Annotated in this window: 13 protein-coding genes; 3 read left to right on the top strand and 10 right to left on the bottom strand. The window is 58.0% G+C overall.

From position 1 onward, the window contains the following. The first annotated feature begins 15 nt into the window (after positions 1-15). The gene (glpD, locus tag AC2FGB_RS04155; protein WP_496693267.1) at positions 16-1593 is read left to right on the top strand and encodes a glycerol-3-phosphate dehydrogenase; all 1578 of its coding nucleotides are present in this window, start codon (positions 16-18) and stop codon (positions 1591-1593) included. A gap of 38 nt (positions 1594-1631) precedes the next feature. On the opposite strand, the gene AC2FGB_RS04150 is transcribed toward glpD, so the two are convergent. The 3 genes from AC2FGB_RS04150 to metG all read right to left on the bottom strand — a co-directional run bounded on the left by AC2FGB_RS04150 (position 1632) and on the right by metG (position 7959). After that, a complete protein-coding gene (locus AC2FGB_RS04150; RefSeq protein WP_142634295.1) occupies positions 1632-4769 on the bottom strand; it encodes an efflux RND transporter permease subunit in 3138 nt (1045 codons plus the stop codon). Between the two features lie 3 nt (positions 4770-4772). Beyond that, the gene (locus AC2FGB_RS04145; RefSeq protein ID WP_142634293.1) at positions 4773-5951 is read right to left on the bottom strand and encodes an efflux RND transporter periplasmic adaptor subunit; all 1179 of its coding nucleotides are present in this window, start codon (positions 5949-5951) and stop codon (positions 4773-4775) included. Positions 5952-6240: 289 nt separating this feature from the next. Beyond that, entirely contained in the window at positions 6241-7959 is a 1719-nt protein-coding gene (gene metG / locus AC2FGB_RS04140) for a methionine--tRNA ligase (RefSeq protein ID WP_281994733.1), read from the bottom strand. Between the two features lie 217 nt (positions 7960-8176). On the opposite strand from metG, the gene AC2FGB_RS04135 reads away from it, so the two are divergent. Both AC2FGB_RS04135 and AC2FGB_RS04130 read left to right on the top strand, forming a co-directional pair. Next, complete coding sequence (locus AC2FGB_RS04135; RefSeq protein WP_496693266.1) at positions 8177-8932, top strand: OB-fold-containig protein; 756 nt, start codon at positions 8177-8179, stop codon at positions 8930-8932. Positions 8933-8966: 34 nt separating this feature from the next. Beyond that, on the top strand, positions 8967-10628 hold the full coding sequence (locus tag AC2FGB_RS04130) for a flotillin family protein (protein WP_496693265.1): 1662 nt from the start codon (positions 8967-8969) through the stop codon (positions 10626-10628). Positions 10629-10661: 33 nt separating this feature from the next. Here the strand turns inward: AC2FGB_RS04130 and AC2FGB_RS04125 are convergent, their stop codons facing one another. The 7 genes from AC2FGB_RS04125 to AC2FGB_RS04095 all read right to left on the bottom strand — a co-directional run bounded on the left by AC2FGB_RS04125 (position 10662) and on the right by AC2FGB_RS04095 (position 17592). Beyond that, positions 10662-11885: an MFS transporter gene (locus AC2FGB_RS04125; protein WP_496687701.1), complete on the bottom strand. Its 1224-nt coding sequence runs from the start codon at positions 11883-11885 to the stop codon at positions 10662-10664. A 70-nt stretch (positions 11886-11955) separates the two neighbouring features. Further along, positions 11956-12552 carry a YceI family protein gene (locus AC2FGB_RS04120; RefSeq protein ID WP_281994730.1) on the bottom strand — a complete coding sequence of 199 codons (597 nt, stop codon included), beginning with the start codon at positions 12550-12552 and terminating at the stop codon, positions 11956-11958. Next, a complete protein-coding gene (locus tag AC2FGB_RS04115; RefSeq protein WP_271946656.1) occupies positions 12549-13763 on the bottom strand; it encodes an MFS transporter in 1215 nt (404 codons plus the stop codon). Before AC2FGB_RS04115 ends, AC2FGB_RS04120 begins: the two co-directional genes overlap by 4 nt. 61 nt (positions 13764-13824) lie before the next feature. Then, the gene (locus tag AC2FGB_RS04110; protein ID WP_496687704.1) at positions 13825-14451 is read right to left on the bottom strand and encodes an ImuA family protein; all 627 of its coding nucleotides are present in this window, start codon (positions 14449-14451) and stop codon (positions 13825-13827) included. A gap of 48 nt (positions 14452-14499) precedes the next feature. Continuing rightward, positions 14500-15081, bottom strand: a complete 582-nt coding sequence (locus tag AC2FGB_RS04105; protein WP_496693264.1) for a retropepsin-like aspartic protease family protein — start codon at positions 15079-15081, stop codon at positions 14500-14502. Between the two features lie 40 nt (positions 15082-15121). Beyond that, complete coding sequence (locus tag AC2FGB_RS04100) at positions 15122-15742, bottom strand: MarC family protein (protein WP_142634274.1); 621 nt, start codon at positions 15740-15742, stop codon at positions 15122-15124. Then, the gene (locus AC2FGB_RS04095; RefSeq protein ID WP_496693263.1) at positions 15739-17592 is read right to left on the bottom strand and encodes an ABC-F family ATP-binding cassette domain-containing protein; all 1854 of its coding nucleotides are present in this window, start codon (positions 17590-17592) and stop codon (positions 15739-15741) included. The genes AC2FGB_RS04100 and AC2FGB_RS04095 overlap by 4 nt, the downstream gene beginning before the upstream one ends. Positions 17593-17668 lie beyond the last annotated feature (76 nt).

Genomic DNA, 17668 nt, shown 5'->3' with positions numbered 1-17668 from the left:
AGGACTGACCTGCAAATGGCACAGCAGACTGGCCAGGTTACTGACCTATTCATCATAGGTGGCGGTATTAACGGTTGCGGGATCGCGCGTGATGCGGCCGGGCGGGGATTGTCGGTGACATTGGCCGAGATGAACGACTTGGCATCGGCCACGTCCTCGGCCTCGACCAAATTGTTCCACGGCGGCCTACGGTATCTGGAATATTTTGAGTTCAGGTTGGTCCGCGAGGCGCTGATTGAGCGGGAAACGCTGCTGCGGGCAATGCCTCATATCAGTTGGCCGATGCGCTTTGTGCTTCCCTACCACGATGGGATGCGATTTGACTCGGACACTCCGACCTCACGGCTGCTGAGTACAGTGATGCCTTGGATGCGTGGTCGTCGTCCAGCCTGGCTGATCCGTCTTGGCCTGTTCATGTACGATCACCTTGGAGGGCGGAAAATTCTACCCGGGACCTCTGCGCTGAATTTGCGTTCCGCGCCTGAAGGTGTCCCGCTGCAAAATAGGTTTGAGACCGCGTATGAGTATTCCGACTGCTGGATCGAAGATTCCCGTCTGGTTGTTCTGAATGCCCGTGATGCCGAGGCCCGTGGCGCCGATATTCTGGTTCGGACCGAAGTTCTTTCAGCCGAGCGGGTGGATGATGTTTGGCATGTGACGATCCGCGATAACCAAAATGACGAAACCCGTATCGTCCTGGCGAAGATGTTGATCAATGCCGGTGGGCCCTGGGTTGGCGATATCATCCAGGAAAAAATCCACGTGAACTCGCGCGAGGGGGTTCGGTTGGTCCGCGGCAGCCATATCGTAACCCACAGGTTATTCAACCATGACAAATGCTATTTCTTTCAGGGCGAAGACGGGCGCATCATCTTTGCCATTCCCTATGAGAGAGATTTCACCCTTATTGGAACAACTGATCAGGATCACCCAGACCCATCGGTTCCTCCAGTCTGTACCGAGTCTGAACAGGAATATCTGTGTGCGTTTGCGTCAAAATATTTTGAGCAGCCTGTGACCCGCGAAGACATCGTCTGGACCTATTCCGGTGTGCGCCCTCTGTATGACGATGGGGCCAGCAGCGCAACGGCCGCGACCAGAGACTATACTCTGAAGGTCAATGGGCTTGGCGGTGCTCCGGTTTTGAATGTTTTCGGCGGCAAGATTACGACCTATCGCAGATTGGCCGAAAGTGCGCTTGAGAAAATCGCTGAGTACTTCCCGGATTTGCCCGGTCCATGGACCGCTGGAGTTTCTTTGCCGGGTGGCGATTTCCCCGTTAGCGCAGTGCAAGACCTTATTGCCGGTCTGGAATTCGACTATGCCTTTTTGAATCGCACATGGGCGGAACGGCTGGTGCGCGCCTATGGAACCGAGGCGCGCGCTATTCTGGCCGATGCAAAGACCGCTGAGGATCTGGGGGAAGAGTTCGGGGCGACGCTGACCGAACGCGAATTGGAATGGCTGGTCACCAAGGAATATGTGCGCTGCGCTGAAGATGCCATCTGGCGCAGAAACAAGCTGGGCCTAAGACTTGATGCCGATCAGATCGCTGCCATCCAGCGCTGGATCGAAAAGCGCCTGGCCCATTAAAGAAAAGCCCCGCGTTTTTGGCGGGGCTTTTTTTTGATTTATGCGGCTTCTTCCGAAGGGTCGGGGTCGTTCTTTGTCCCTTTGAGCCATTCCCTCAGCCCCTGCATCAGGGCGTAAAGTACCGGCACAAGGATAACGCCAACCAGAGTTGCCGCCAGCATTCCGCCAAAGACGGCGACACCGATGGCCTTCTGGCTAGCCGCACCCGCGCCATTCGCGGCAAGCAACGGTACAACACCTAACAGGAAGGAGAGGGCAGTCATCATCACCGCGCGGAAACGTTGATGGGCGGCTTCGGCTGCAGCATCTTTGATCGAAAGGCCATTGGCACGCTGTTCCATTGCGAATTCAACGATGAGGATACCGTTCTTCGACGCAAGCCCCACCAGCATGATCATCCCGATCTGCGTGTACAGGTTTATGTCGCTGCCCACGATCGCCACTGCCGCAACCGCCCCGAACAGGGCAACAATAACCGATAGAAGAATAGACACAGGCATCGACCAGCTTTCGTATTGCCCCACGAGGAACAAATAAGCGAACAGGACAGCAAGCCCGAGGATAATGATCACAAGGCTGCCGGATGCAAGCTGCTGTTGCGCGGTACCTGTCCATTCAAACGCGTATCCCGAGGGTAGGGCGTTGGCGGATTCTTCTGTCATCACAGTGATAGCGTCGCCACTGGACAGCCCTGGCGCAGGTACAGCTGTAACTGTTGCGGAACGGAACAGGTTATGCCGTTTTAACAGGACTGGCCCCAACACGTTTTCCACGTCGATCAACGTACCCAGTGGAACCATATCGCCCTTGGTCGAGCGCACATACAGGTTCGAAATATCTTCGACCTTGTTCCGATAGCTCCCCTCGGCCTGAATCATCACGCGGTAGACGCGGCCGAACAGGTTGAAATCGTTCACATAGTACGAGCCTAGCTGGGCTTGCATCGTCTGGAAAATCTCAGCAACAGACACTTCCAGGGTTTTCGCTTTCTCACGGTCCAGATCGACAAATAGCTGAGGAACATTGGCCCGGAATGTTGTATAGGCCTGACCAATCTCGGGTCGCTGGTTTGCAGCATAGACGAAGGACCCAACGGCCGAGGCCAGATCCTGAGGCGTACCGCCCCCGACTTGCTGAACCTCCATTTCCACACCGGCTGACATGCCGAGGCCCTGAATCGGTGGCGGGTTGAAGGCCACGATCGAAGCGGCGGATTCGCCATTTGCAATCGCCAGAACCTTGCCCAGAATGGCATCGGCAGACAGGTCGGGATCTTGCCGCTCGTCCCAGTTGTCGAGGTTTACAAAAACGGTCGCTCCATTTGTGGTTGTGCCGTTCAGCAGCGAAAATCCGTTGATCAAAACTGTACTGGCGACCCCCGAGATATCGCGGATCTGGTCGTCGACCCGACCTGCGATAGTCTCGGTGCGTTCCAGCGTTGCCGCATCTGGCAACTGGATGTCCACAAAGAGATAGCCGTTGTCTTCAAGCGGAATAAAACCGCTTGATGTGTTCGACATGATCGTCCCTGTACCCATGGCCAGAACAACGATGACGCCCAGTCCGGCGACTGGCAGAATTAACAGTTTTCGGACAATGACAACATAACCGTCACGCAGCGTTCCGATGAAACGCTCAAACAGGGCCAGAATACCCTTGGGCGGACCCGAGCGTGCGCGCAGAACCAATCCGCAAAGCGCCGGAGACAAGGTCAAAGCGTTGATTGACGAAATCACGACCGCAGTCGAGATGGTGACTGCAAACTGAGAATACAGTCGCCCCGAGATGCCAGGCATAAAGGTTACGGGCACAAAAACGGCCAGCAGAACCAGTGTGGTTGCGATGACGGGTCCGGTGATTTGGCCCATCGCTTTCCGTGTCGCCTCAGGCGGGGACAACCCTTCGTCGGCGATAATGCGTTCAACGTTTTCAACCACCACGATGGCATCATCGACCACGATCCCGATGGCCAGTACAAGCGCGAACAAAGAAATTGTGTTCAGGGACATCCCAAACGCCAGCAGGAACGCGAACGTCCCGATCAGCGAAACAGGAATAGCAACCGCCGGAATGATCGTGGCACGCCAACTGCCCAAAAAGACAAATACGACCGAAATCACTAAAACGAACGTCAGCATCAGGGTGGAAACCACGTCGTTCAGAGATTGTTCCACGAAGTCGGTCGTGTTGAACGGAACCTGATATTCAACATCTGTTGGGAACGAACGCGACAGCCGGTCTAATTCGGCCTGAACACGATCTGAAACAGCCAACGCATTGGCACCGGGGGCTTGATAGATACCGATAACCGTTGCGGGTTCTGCCTGGAAATAACCCGAAGCCGAATAGAACTGCGCTCCAAGTTCGGTTCTGGCAATGTCCCTTATGCGTACGATTGCCCCTGCATCACCAGTACGGATGACAATATTGCCAAATTCAGCGGCCGAGGTCAGCCGGCCCTTGGTCTTGATCGTATATTGAAATGTCTGTCCCTCAGGGACCGGCGGCGAGCCTATCGAACCGGCAGACACTTCGATATTCTGTTCTCGGATAGCGTTTATGACATCACCCGGTGAAATCGACAGGGCGGTCATCTTGTCGGGATCCATCCAGATCCGCATTGCATATTCAAGGTTAGTCAGAACGTCGGCTTTACCAACACCCTGTACCCGCGCCAACGCATCTTTCAGGTTGATCGAAGCGTAGTTCGACAAGAATACACTGTCATAGGTGCTTTTGGGTGAGGTCAGCGTGACCAGCATCAGCATATTGGTCGATGCCTTCTGCGTAACGACACCCGACGAAGTCACCTCTGACGGAAGCGAAGACATGGCCTGCGCAACGCGGTTCTGCACGTTAACGGATGCAATGTCGGGGTCGGTGCCGACTTCGAAGGTAATATTCAACGAATACGAGCCGTTATCCGAAGAGGTGGACGTCATGTAGATCATGTCATCCACGCCGTTGACCTGCGCCTCGATCGGCGCGGCGACGGTGTTCTCGACCGTTTCGGCATTGGCACCGGTATAGGTGGCGGAAACGCTGACGACCGGTGGCGTAATATCAGGAAACTGGGCGACCGGCAGAACCATATAGCCGATCCCGCCCATGATCGTCAGGACAAGCGAAATAACTAGGGCCAGCTTGGGCCGGCTGATGAACAGGGATGAGAACATCTGTTACTCTCCCGGCTGCTCGGATGCGGTGACAGCATCCACTGCCACACCCGGGCGCACGCGCTGGAGGCCCTCGACGATCACGCTTTCCCCTTCGCGCAGGCCGTCTAGAACGATCACAGCAGTTCCGACATTGTCGCCGGTGGTGATATAGCGCTGTTCGACCATTTGCTTATCGTTAACGACCAGAACGAAATCACCGCGCTGATCACGTGACAAGGCCGCCTGCGGGATCAGAACCTGCAAGGTCGGCTCCAGGGCTTCGATATGAACGCTCAGGAACTGACCATCGAGGATCAACCGGTCGGCATTTGTGAATTCGGCCCGCATTGCAATCGTTCCAGTTAGCGGGTCGATATGGTTGTCAACGAAAACAATCGAACCTGTTTCGCCCAAGTCCGATCCATTGGGCAGCGTTACATGCACATTCGGGCTTTTGGGGCTTTCGGCCAGCGACGATGCATTCTCGCCATATTGTTCAAGAACCGAGGTAAACTGTTTTTCGTTCAACGAGAAATTCACATACACTGGTGCCTCGCTGACGATATTCACCAATGGTGGGTTGTTCGGGCCAACAACGTCCCCGACGCTGATAGCGACCCGCCCGATACGGCCGGTGAACGGTGCGTGGACCTTCGTATAGCTCAGATCAAGTTCGGCCTGTTGGATCGCGGCTTTCGCGGCTTTGACTTCGGCAATGGCTACAAGTTCGTTGGCACGGGCGATATCCCGTTCGCTTTCCGGAGTGGCATCGCGTTTGTAAAGTTCTTCCTTCCGGGCCAGGTCAACTTTGGCGAGCTCAAGATTTGCTTCGGCACGGTCCAGATCGGCATTCCGTGCATCTAGTGTCGCCTGATACAGGTCCGGCTCGATCGTGAACATAAGGTCGCCTTCATTCACCATCGCGCCGTCTTCAACATTCTGACTGTCCAGAAAACCGCTGACCCGGGCGACAATATCGGCCTTGTTCAGCGCCTCAGCTCGACCGATGAAAGTCGCCTCGTCCGTGATTTCTTGCGTGTAGGCCGCTGCGATGGACACTTTGGGCGGTGGGGCGTCACTTTTATCCTGCGCGGCAGCTGGCACCACCAACCCACACAGGGCCAAAGCTGCGGCATACCAAACGGATTTGGCTATGGGGTCATTCGGTCGAAAGCTGAAAAGTGTTGATGCAAGGATCATGGCAGAAGCCCCATTGAAACAAAAACTGGACACAACTCGGGTCGCCGCCAGCGGTCCGAGTCGCCTAAACTCTTCGTGAGGATGGCTGGTTTTGCTAGGTTTCTCAAGCGTGTTAGCCCGTAGGGCAATCGCTTACCCAAGGATATTTTTCTGTAGGGCGGCAGGTTTACGCAAATCGGCCAGGGCTAGTTCCCTGATCTGGCAAGGTCGTTTCCGGCAATCTGGATCAAACGCAAAATGAAAAAAGGGGGCCGTTAAGCCCCCTGTATTCTTTTCCCGGTCGGGTGTCTTAGGTGCGGACACCTGCAAAACGGTCCTGCCAGTCTTCGCGCTGTTCGTCGGTGATCTTGGCGAACAGAACATCGGGAACGGCAAAGTCGTGGCCTGCGGGCAGGGCGGACAGGGCCGCCGCAACATCGTCAGGCCAGGCGGTATCCATCGTGTTCATCGCGCTCAGCATACGGGCGGTGGTTTCGGGAATGAACGGCGCACTGAGCACGGCATAGAGCCGGATCAAGTTCAGACCCAGACGCACCTGTACCGCGGCCTGTTCGGGATCTTCCTTGAAGGTCGACCAGGGTGCCGCGGATTGAAGATACTCGTTCCCGGCAACCCAGATGGCGCGCAATTCCTGGGCGGATTTGCGAACTTCCATTGCCTCCATGAACCCTTCATAGGCGCGGACGCGGCGGGTCAGCTCTTCGATCAGGGCCTGCTCGCGGTCGCCATAGGTGCCGCCTTGGGGCACCGCCTCGCCGAATTTTGAGCGGCAGAACTTGGTGATCCGGCTGACGAAGTTGCCCAACACATCGGCCAGATCCTTGTTCACCGATTGCTGGAAGTTCTCCCAGGTGAATTCGCTATCGCTGCTTTCGGGCGCATGGCTCAGCAGCCACCAGCGCCAGTAATCGGCAGGCAGGATGTCCAGCGCCTGGTCCATGAACACGCCGCGACCTTGGCTGGTCGAGAACTGGCCGCCGTCATAGTTCAGGTAGTTGAAGGATTTCAGATGGTCGACCATCTTCCACGGCTCACCCGAACCTAGAATGGTCGCCGGGAAGGACAGGGTATGGAAAGGCACGTTGTCCTTACCCATGAATTGAACATAGCGCACGTCATCGGCACCTTTGTCAGTGCGCCACCAGCGCTCCCACTCGGCATCCGGCTTGCCGGTCGCATCAGCCCACTCCTTGGCGCAGGCGATGTATTCGATCGGCGCGTCGAACCAGACGTAAAAGACCTTGCCCTCCATGCCGGGCCAGTCCTGATCGCCTTTCTTGACCGGCACGCCCCAGTCCAGATCGCGGGTAATGCCACGGTCTTGCAGGCCGTCGCCGTCATGTAACCATTTCTTGGCGATGGAGGTGGTCAGGATCGGCCAATCGGTCTTGGAGTCGATCCAGGCGTTTAGTTGATCCTTCATTGATGACTGGCGCAAATACAGGTGCTTGGTTTCGCGCACCTCAAGGTCGGTCGAACCGGAAATGGCCGAGCGCGGCTCGATCAGGTCGGTCGGGTCCAGCTGTTTGGTACAGTTTTCGCACTGATCACCGCGCGCACGGTCGTACCCGCAGTTGGGGCAGGTGCCTTCAATATAGCGGTCAGGAAGAAAGCGCCCATCGGCGTGAGAATAGACCTGTTTCTCGCTCACCTCGCGGATCAACCCGGCGTCATCCAATTTGCCTGCGAAATGCTGGGTCAGCACCTTGTTCTGGGGGCTGGATGAGCGGCCAAAGTGATCAAAGCTCAGGCCAAAGCGCTGTGCGATATCGGCCTGCACACCATGCATCTCGGCACAGTAATCAGCGACCGGCTTGCCTGCCTTGGCGGCGGCCAGCTCGGCGGGGGTGCCGTGTTCGTCGGTGGCGCAGAGAAACATGACCTCATTCCCCCGGCCGCGCTGATACCGCGCATACAGGTCGGCGGGCAGTTGCGAGCCGATCAGATTGCCGAGGTGCTTGATCCCGTTGATGTAGGGGATCGCCGAGGTGATGAGAATCCGAGCCATGTTCCGTTTCCGCGTATGTAACTGCAGGCCCGTCTATCTTATGTCACAGCCCAGCAAAAGCCCGGCTTTTGCACGGATGCAACTTTCGGGTCCCGTGCACGGAAAAAACCCCTGAAAACTGATTTCACGACTGCTCCAAAGGCATCGTGTCAATTACCCATAGGTTGAAATATAGAATCACAACCTCTTGAAACTTTGTCATGACTCCCCATATTTAATGCATACCATAGTATACAATAACGGAGTCAGCCCACTGATGTTCAGCTTTCTACTCGAGGGTGCATTTGTGCCCTTTACCATCGCGATTGCTCTGTTGTTTGGCCTTTTGGGGCTGGAACTGGTGGCGCTGATGCTGGGTGGAAGCCTGATGGCGGGCGAGGGCGACGTTGACCTTGATCTGGTTGACGCTCCGGAATTGGACATCGGTGATTTCGAACTTGATCTGGATGCGGATGTCGATCTGGGTGAGTTCGAGCTGGCCGAGGTTGCGGCGGAAACGCCGGTTGTGACCTCGGACGGTCCTGCAAGCTGGCTGGGCTTTGGCAAAGTGCCGTTCATGATCTGGCTGGTGGTTCTGCTGGCTGGTTTCGGCCTGTCTGGCATCGGCCTGCAGCTGGGCCTGCGTGATGTGATGGGCTTTGATCTGCCCTCATGGATGGCTGCGATCCCGGCTGGGGCCTTAGGCATCTGGTTTGCGCGTGGCTTTAGCGCGGTCTTTGCCCGCCTGCTGCCGAAGACCGAGACCGAGGCTATGTCCGAACGGATGCTGGCCCGCCGTCGCGGTTTCATCTCGCAAGGGACAGCATCGCGTGGCCGCCCGGCCGAAGTGCGGGTCATGGATCGCTTTGGCAATGCGCATTACCTGCGCGCTGAGCCCCTGCAGGACAAGGATACGCTGGAACAGGGCACTGAAGTGCTTGTCCTGCGCGACCGACGGCAAGACCGGTTCGTTCTGGTCGGCTTGTCAAACTAACTAAATTTCAAACCCCAATCTCGGAGGAATTTGCATGGAACTTACATTCCTAGCCGTCACAGTTGTGACCATTTTAGCGGTCGTTATGTTCATCGGCCTTGTACTGGCCCGACTCTACCGCCGCGCAACCCGCGAGGTGAGCCTGGTGAAAACCGGTGCTGGTGGTAAGAAAGTCATCATGGATGGTGGCGTCATCGTCGTGCCGCTGTTGCATGAGGTCAGCCCCGTCAACATGAAGACCCTGCGTCTTGAGGTGCAGCGCAGCGCCGAGGCCGCTTTGATCACCAAAGACCGGATGCGTGTTGACGTGGGGGTCGAGTTCTATGTATCGGTCATGGCCACCGAAGAGGGCATCGCACGCGCGGCCCAAACCCTGGGCGACCGTACATTCGACGTCGAACAGCTGCGGGAAATGATCGAAGGCAAATTGATCGACGGTCTGCGCGCCGTGGCCGCGCAGATGACCATGGACGGTCTGCACGAAAACCGCGCTGACTTTGTGCAAGAGGTGCAGAATGCGGTCTCCGAAGACCTTTTGAAAAACGGCCTGTCGCTGGAATCGGTCTCGCTGACCGCGCTGGACCAGACCCCGTTCGAAGCACTTGATGAAAACAACGCCTTTAACGCCGTGGGTATGCGCAAGCTGGCCGAGGTGATTGCGACCTCGAAAAAAGAGCGCGCGCAGATTGATGCGGATGCCGAGGTGGAAGTGCGCCGTGCAGCGATGGAAGCTCAGCGTCAGAAGCTGTTGATCGACAAGGACGAAGAGCAGGCGCGCATCGAACAGACGCAACAGATCGAAACCCTGCGCGTGGCGCAAGAGGCCGAGATCGCCGCGCGGACCGAGGATTCTGTACGTGAAACCGAGCGTGCCCGGATTGCGCGCGAGGAAGCAATTCGAGCGGCTGACATTGAACGCGAGCGTAAAATCCGTGAGGCCGAGATCTCGAAAGAGCGTGAGTTGGAGGTTGCCGAGCAAGAGCGTCAGATCATCATCGCGCAGAAATCCGAAGAGGAAAGCCGCGCCCGTGCCTCTGCCGATCTGGCCCGCGCTGAGGCGACCAAAGCGACCGAAGCGGTGGTTACCGCCCGTCAGGTGGCCGAGGCCGAGCGACAGAAGCAGATCGTTCTGATCGAAGCGACGCGTGAGGCGGAACGTCAGGCCACAGCCATCCGTCTGGCCGCCCAGGCCGAGAAAGAGGCCGCCGCTGACCGTGCTGAGGCGCGCCGCGAAGAGGCGCAAGCCGAAGCGGATGCGCTGAACATCCGCGCCGAGGCCAAGAAGAACGACATGCTGGCCGAAGCGGAAGGTAAGCGCGCGATTGTCGAGGCTGACAATGCCCTGTCCGTTGATCAGATCCGTCTGAAGGTTGATCTGGCCCGGATTGAGGCGATGCCGACGATCATTGCGGAAATGGTCAAACCTGCCGAAAAGATCGACTCGATCAAGATCCATCAGGTTGGCGGGATCGGTGCCGCCGGTGGTGGCGGAGGCGCCAATGGCGACAAGCCGGTGGTGAACCAGGCGCTGGATTCGATCATGGGCATGGCCGTGCAGATGCCCGCGCTGAAAAAGCTGGGCGAAGAGCTGGGCCTGTCGATGGAGAACGGTGTAGGCGGTATCGTCAACGGCGCGCTCGAACCGACTGTTGATCCGGTGGAAGAGGTCGACAAGGAACTACGGACCGAACACTAAAGCGAATGGGCCGGGATATTCCCGGCCCTTTTTCTATCGCCCCTCGCGCGAACGTTTCAGCAAGCGTCCGATGGTAAACGAGGTCCGCGGTGAATAGACATAACTGGTGCGTTCCTCGGGTGTCGGTCGAGACCGCATCCGCGCCAGACCAAAGATGATTAGGAACACGTGGCCAAGCGCTACAAAGGCAAAAAGCGCGCCGGGTCCAAAGGATTGGATCAAGGTGGATGACACATAAGGCGAGGCAATCGCACCCAGCGCATACCAGAACATCAGCGCGGCAGAGAGCTCGACCCGTTGTTCGGTTGTGGCAAAGTCATTGGCGTGCGCGGATGAAACCGAGAAAATCGGGAAGGTCGTAAAGCCGAACAAACACGCGGCCAGCATGACGCCGACGGTCCCGGTGTTGCTGGCGGCCATGGTCACACCGCAGCTTAGGACGGCGGCTACCGAAAGCCAGATCAGTACCCAGCGCCTGTCGTATTTATCGGCCAGCCATCCCATCGGATATTGCGCCAACGCGCCGCCCAGCACGAAAGACGCCAGGAAAAACGCGATCTGATCGACGCCAAGCCCGACCTCTTGCCCGTAAACAGGGCCGACCATCCGAAAGGACGCCGAGCTTAAAGCGGCAACCACCACCCCGGCCACCGCCAGAGGAGAGCTGTTCCAGGCCAGTTTCGGGCGCAGCCGCGGGGCGTCGGGCGTTTCGGGCTGGCTGGCGCGCGTCAGTGTTAGCGGCAACAGGGCAGCGCAGCACAGGATCGCCAGCAAGTTATACGAGACATATGATGCTGGCGGCAGAACTGCGATGATCAGCTGGGCGCAGAGGGACGCGCCCATATCGACGATGCGATAGGTGCCCATGGCGCGCCCGCGCGTCTCATTCGTGACCTTTGCGTTCAGCCAGGCCTCGATCACTGTGTAGCACCCGGCGACACAGGCGCCTGACGCGATCCGAAGGGCCGCCCAGATATAAGCGTTGTCCGTCAGGGTGTGCCCCAGCAACCCCATTGCGCCCAAAGCTGTGCAAACGGCAAATGCCCGCGAATGGCCGACGCTTCCCATCAGGCGCGGGGCCCACCAGCATCCCACAAAGAAGCCAACGAAATGAGCCGAGCCCAACAGACCAATCTGCCCAGTGGTGAAATTCAGGGTCAGGCCGGAAATCGCATCCAGCGGGCCAACGCCACCGGTGGACAGTTGAAGCAGAATGACGGAAAGAAATAGGGCGGCAAAGGAAATGATCGTGCGCATGATGGGCTCAGATTGCGATATTTCCAGCGCGGTGCGCGCGGCTTATCGACTTTGTGGCGTCGTTTTTGATCTATCCAGTCTTTTTGATCTTGGCCCGGATATCAAGGCCAACAGTTTCCTTTACGAGGTCGGAATAACCCGAGGCGCCAAATTCGTGACGGTTCAGTGAACCGCTGAGTTGGATGGAGAGGTTATTCAAGTTGTCTCGGGCGCTGCCGGGCGGGCGAAAAATATTGGCGCGCAATGTGATTGGTCGCGTTACACCACGCAAGGTCAGATCTCCTGTGATCTCGGCCCCGTTCGAGATACGTCCACCGTTGCCAAGCTGAATATCGGTCGAGGTGAAATGAATTGTGGGAAATCCTGTGGCGTCCAGAACCCCAGCGCTGAGCATGGGTTTGCGGGCAAAGGGCAGGTTGGTTCGCGCCTTGGCAACGTTCAGCGAAACATCCACCCGGCTGTTGGCCAGGTCGGTCATGTCAATTCGGATATCTGCAGATCGTATCGGCATGGTTCCGGACTGTGTGATTCCGGACAGCTCGAACGTAAAATCTACGGAAGTGCCATTGCGGACCAGTTCATAGGGACGCAACCCGGCCAGAGCCGGGTGCGCAAATGGCAGGGCGGTCAACCCGGACAGTACAGCGCGCCTTGTCAGTTGGGTCATATCATCACCTCCTGCCTGCGGGGCCGCGATCGCCTTAGCAACATCAGCAGGATAACGATGTTCAGCCCGTTCCAGAGGATGCCATTAATAAAGGCCAGTTGATAATTTCCGGTTAAGTCGTAAATCCACCCGGACATCCATCCGCCCAGTGCCATGCCCATGATGGTCATCATCATGACAAAGCCAACGCGTGCTCCGGCCTCTTGCGGGGGCATATATTCACGTACGACCAGCGCATAGCTGGGGACAATGCCGCCCTGCGCCAGACCGAACATGAGGCTGATAATGTAAAGTGAGGCCATCCCGTCATAGGGCAGGAACAGAAATAGGGCGATACATTGCAGGAAAGAGCCGACCAGCAATGTCATCAACCCGCCTAGCTTGTCGGCGACCAACCCCGAGATCACTCGGCTGACCACGCCGCCCAGCAACATCAGCGAGAGCATCTCGGCCCCGACCGCCGGGCCATATCCGAGCCCGACGCAGTAGGACACGATATGGACCTGCGGCATCGACATGGCCACGCAACAGCCGATTCCGGCCAGACCAAGAACGTATTGCAAGCTGCGCGGCGATATTCCCACGCTGCGCGCGTTGATCTGCGCATTGGCGGCGGCGGTTTGATGGGCCTCGATCGGGACTTGCCGGCGCAACAGCAGAGACAGGGGGATGACAACGAGCAGCGTTATGACCGCCAGCGTCAGATAGACCTGCTGCCATCCCTCACGTGCAAGGATGCCTGACAGAAGCGTTGGCCAGATCGCCCCGGACAGGTAGTTTCCGCTGGCAACCAACGCCACCGCAATCCCGCGGCGTTTCATGAACCAGTGTGAGATATCCGCGATCAGAGGGCCAAAACCAACAGCCGTGCCCAACCCCAACAGCAGATGGGCCAGTGACAAGAGCAGCATATTCGGCGCCCATGTTGCCAACAGATAGCTGACCGCGCTCAGAAGGGCGGCACCGATCAGTGCCTTGGTCACGCCTAACCGATCAACCAGTTGTCCCAGCCACATGTTCCCCAGTGCAAACCCGATCATCGACAAGACATAGGGAAATGAGGCTTCGGCCCGACCGGCGCTGAATTGCGCCTCGATCGCGGGCATCACGACGATTACCGCCCACATGCCCACATTCGCCACCGTAGCGATTGCGAGGGTGATCAGAAGGCGAAGCCAAGAATAGCGGCTGTCATGGATTGGATGGCTCATACCGGAACGCTAGGGTTGGATGTGGCACTTGGCTAGTCACAAGTGCCGTGAGCCGCGTAACTTATTCCCCCCAATACACATCTTGGGCTTTGATCCGCGTCAGGTTCAGCCCGGCATGAGGCTTGGTCTGGGTGGCCTGCCAGCTGACCGGGGGCAGGGCGCGGGCGCGACGGCGGGTCAGGGTCCAGCAGGGAACCCCGGCGTGATGATCCGCAGCCATGTGCCAGCGGGTTTCAACCCCCTGTGCGCCGCCATCGCCAGGGGTCAGTAGCAGGCCCAGCGGGGCTGGCCCCATCGTGCCGCCTTGTTCCGCGGCCAGATGCATCCGTCGGACCGACGTCAGGCCGGGCGCCTCGGGCAGATCGCAGATCACCAGTGGGGTTGCCCCGCTGCGCAACGCTTCTTCCATGCACCACAGCAGATCCTCGGCATGGTTGGGGCGGGCAAACAGGAACCGAGCAGGATCGGCAAAGGCCATCATCCCGCCTGGGTGCAACTGGCTGGCCTCCCACGCGGGGGAAATCCACAACACCGGCCCCTGTGCCTGACCGGCCAGCCACATGGCAAAGCTGCGCCGGGCGGGGCCGCAGGCCTCGTGCACGCGGGCCAGTTGCAGGGTGATCTGCGGATGGAGATTCAGCCCTGCCATTTGTCGTGCGGGTTTGCGGCCAAGAAGATGTGTGGACATGCTATTACTCTAGCATGTTCTTATTATGTTCTCAATATCGAGAGGGCATCAGCGCGACAGGATCAGACGCCCATCCGCGAATTGAATATTCGAGAACCGGTGCAGGTAATCCATGCCCAGCAAGGACTGATCCAGCGCACCTTCATTCACCCAGGCCGAGACATTGCGATCCGTGATCGGCCCCAGTTCAAGGCTGTCCAGCCGTATCGGGGCGGTGCGCACCTCGCCATTGGCCGTTAGGGCCCGCCCGAAATAGTTCAGCAGATCGGGGTCAACACCGATGCGTCTGGCATCCGCCTCGTTCAACACAATCTGGCTGGCGCCGGTATCGACCAAAAAGGTGATGGGTTCTCCGTTGACCAGAACCGGTAGATAGTAATGCCCGTCATAAGCGCGCGGCACTTCGATGCTTTCGCCGGTCACGGTCATCTGCGGGGCAGGGCCCACAGTGCTGCGGATATCGCCCCATAGTCCATAGGCGGCAATGATGCCGATAAAAATAAACACCCAGGCCAGAGCCTGTTGCAACGTTTTGTTCAGGCTTTGCCGGTTCTGAGAGATAAACCAGGCCACGACCGCTGCGCCCAGCAATCCAAGATAGGCCAGATTTGCAATGCTGTCGCCGTCCATACCGCTACCTTACTGAGTCACTCGAATCCAATATGGGGATTTATGACGCAAATCCAAAGGCTTTTAGCCCATCCAAGATAAACTGAACTGACAAGGCCGCCAGCAGCATGCCCAGCAGGCGGGTCAGCACATTCAGCCCGGTCTTGCCCAGAATTCGTGCCACCGCGCCTGAAGACAGGTAGGTGACGAACACCATCGCCACTACGATCAGCATCATGCCGATCACCACGGCCAGACCCTCTATGCCCGGATGCTGCCCGGCCAGCAGGATCATTGTGGCAATCGCGCCGGGTCCTGCAATCAGGGGAATACCCAACGGAAATACCGAAGGATCAGGATGCTCTTCTTCTTCGGCGCTGTTTTCGCGCCGCTTGGTGCGCCGTTCGAACAGCATGTCCAGCGCTGTGAGGAACAACAGAACGCCGCCCGCAACGCGGAACGCCTCCATCGAGATGCCAATAAAGCCCAGAACCGCCTCGCCGAATGCGGCGAACATGGCCAGAATCCCAGCCGCCGTCAGACAGGCGCGCACCGCTATTGTATAACGCGCATGCCGATCCATGCCTTGTGTCAGGGCCACAAAGATCGGCGTTTGTGCTGGCGGATCAATGACCACAAGCAATGTTGTAAACGAGGTGATGAGAAAGGCTGTATCCATCATGCTGCGGTCTCTGCCTGTTCCAGCCGCTCTGCTGCAACCACCCAAAGCGCCTCGGCTTTTTGCATGGCCTCGACCACCTCGGCAAATTTCCGGTTCCAGGTCGCCAGGTCGTTGATCTTGTCGTCTTCATACAAACTGGGGTCAGCCAGTTTGGCCGAGAGTTTTTCGTGCATATCCGTCAACTTCTCGATCCGTTCCTCGCATTTGCGCAGATCGGCGCGCAGGTTCAGAACCGCCTCGCGCGATGGGCGTTTGGGCTTGGCCGTCAGCGGCTTTTCCTTAACAGGTTTGTCGCGGCCCAGCAGTAGGGACCGATAGGATTCCAGATCCCCGTCAAACTGTTTGACGGATCCGTCCGAGACCAGCCAAAGGTGGTCCGCCACCAGCGAAAGCAGGTGCATGTCATGACTGACCAGCACTACGGCTCCGGAATAGGCGGTCAATGCCTCAACCAGCGCCTCGCGGCTTTCGATGTCCAGATGGTTGGTCGGTTCGTCCAGAATCAGCATATGTGGGGCGTCGATGGTGGCCAGCAGCAGCGACAGGCGCGCCTTTTGTCCGCCGGACAGCCGCCCGACCTTGGTTTCTGCCTGATCGGCATTCAATCCGAACCCGGCCAAACGCGAGCGCCACTTGCCCGGAGCTTCATTCGGGCGCAATCGGCGCAGATGATCCAAGGGCGTCTCGTCCACATGCAGCTCATCCACCTGATGCTGTGCAAAATAGCCGATGCGCAGCTTGGTGCTGCGGCTCATCTTGCCAGCCATCAACGGCAGACGATCAGACAGCAGCTTGGACAGGGTCGATTTGCCCTGACCGTTCTTGCCCAGCAGCGCGATACGGTCATCCTGATCAATGCGCAGGTTCAGTTTGCGCAGCACCTCGGTCTCGCCGTATCCCGTCACACCGCCTTCGATCTGAATGATCGGGGGCGACAGTTCTTCGGGTTCTGGGAAGGAAAAAGCGCGCAGAGCAGCCTCTTGCGGGGTCGAGACCAACTGAATGCGTTCGATCATCTTCAGGCGCGACTGAGCCTGAACTGCTTTGGACGCCTTATAGCGAAAGCGATCCACGAAGCTTTGCAGATGCGCGATGCGCGCCCTGGCCTTGGTGTTTTCCGATTCCGCCTGTGCCAGACGTTCGGCGCGGCGTTCCGCGAATTTATCGTAAGGCACCGCGTAATAGGTCAGCTTGCGGTCTTCCAGATGCAGGATCGACCCCACAGCGCGGTTCAGCAAGCCGCGGTCATGGCTGATGATGATCACCGTGTGCGGGTATTTCGCCAGATAGCTTTCCAGCCACAGCGCGCCTTCCAGATCCAGATAGTTGGTCGGTTCGTCCAGCAGCAACAGATCAGGCTGCGAGAACAGCACCGCTGCTAGCGCGACGCGCATGCGCCAGCCGCCGGAAAAGTCCGAACAGGGTTTCAGTTGATCCTCGTCATCGAACCCCAACCCCTTGAGGATCGAGGCTGCGCGCGCTTCGGCCGACCAGGCGTCTATATCGGCCAGCCGGGTCTGAATATCGGCGATGCGTCCGGGGTCCGTGGCACTATCGGCTTCAGTCATCAACGCGCTGCGCTCGGTATCGGCGGCCAGAACGGTATTGATCAGCGAGACATCGGACGAGGGCACCTCTTGCGCCACGCCACCAATACGCGCCCGTTTCGGGACAGCGATACTGCCCGATTCCAGCGCCAGTTCCCCCCGGATCAAGCGAAACAGGGTGGTCTTGCCGGTGCCATTGCGCCCCACTAGTCCAACCTTGTGGCCATCGGGGATGGTTGCGCTTGCGCCCTCGAACAAAGGGCGGCCTTCAACGGCATAGGTGATGTCTTGAATCCGTAACATATGCTGCTCTTAGCAGAGCCGTTATGCCGCCGCCAGCAGCTTGCATGTTCAACCGGCATTCAATGTGTTAGCGCTG

This window comes from Ruegeria sp. CDSC021, from assembly GCF_059610845.1.
Note: the sequence above shows the minus strand (reverse complement) of the source record. Positions and strands in the feature narration are given on the sequence as shown.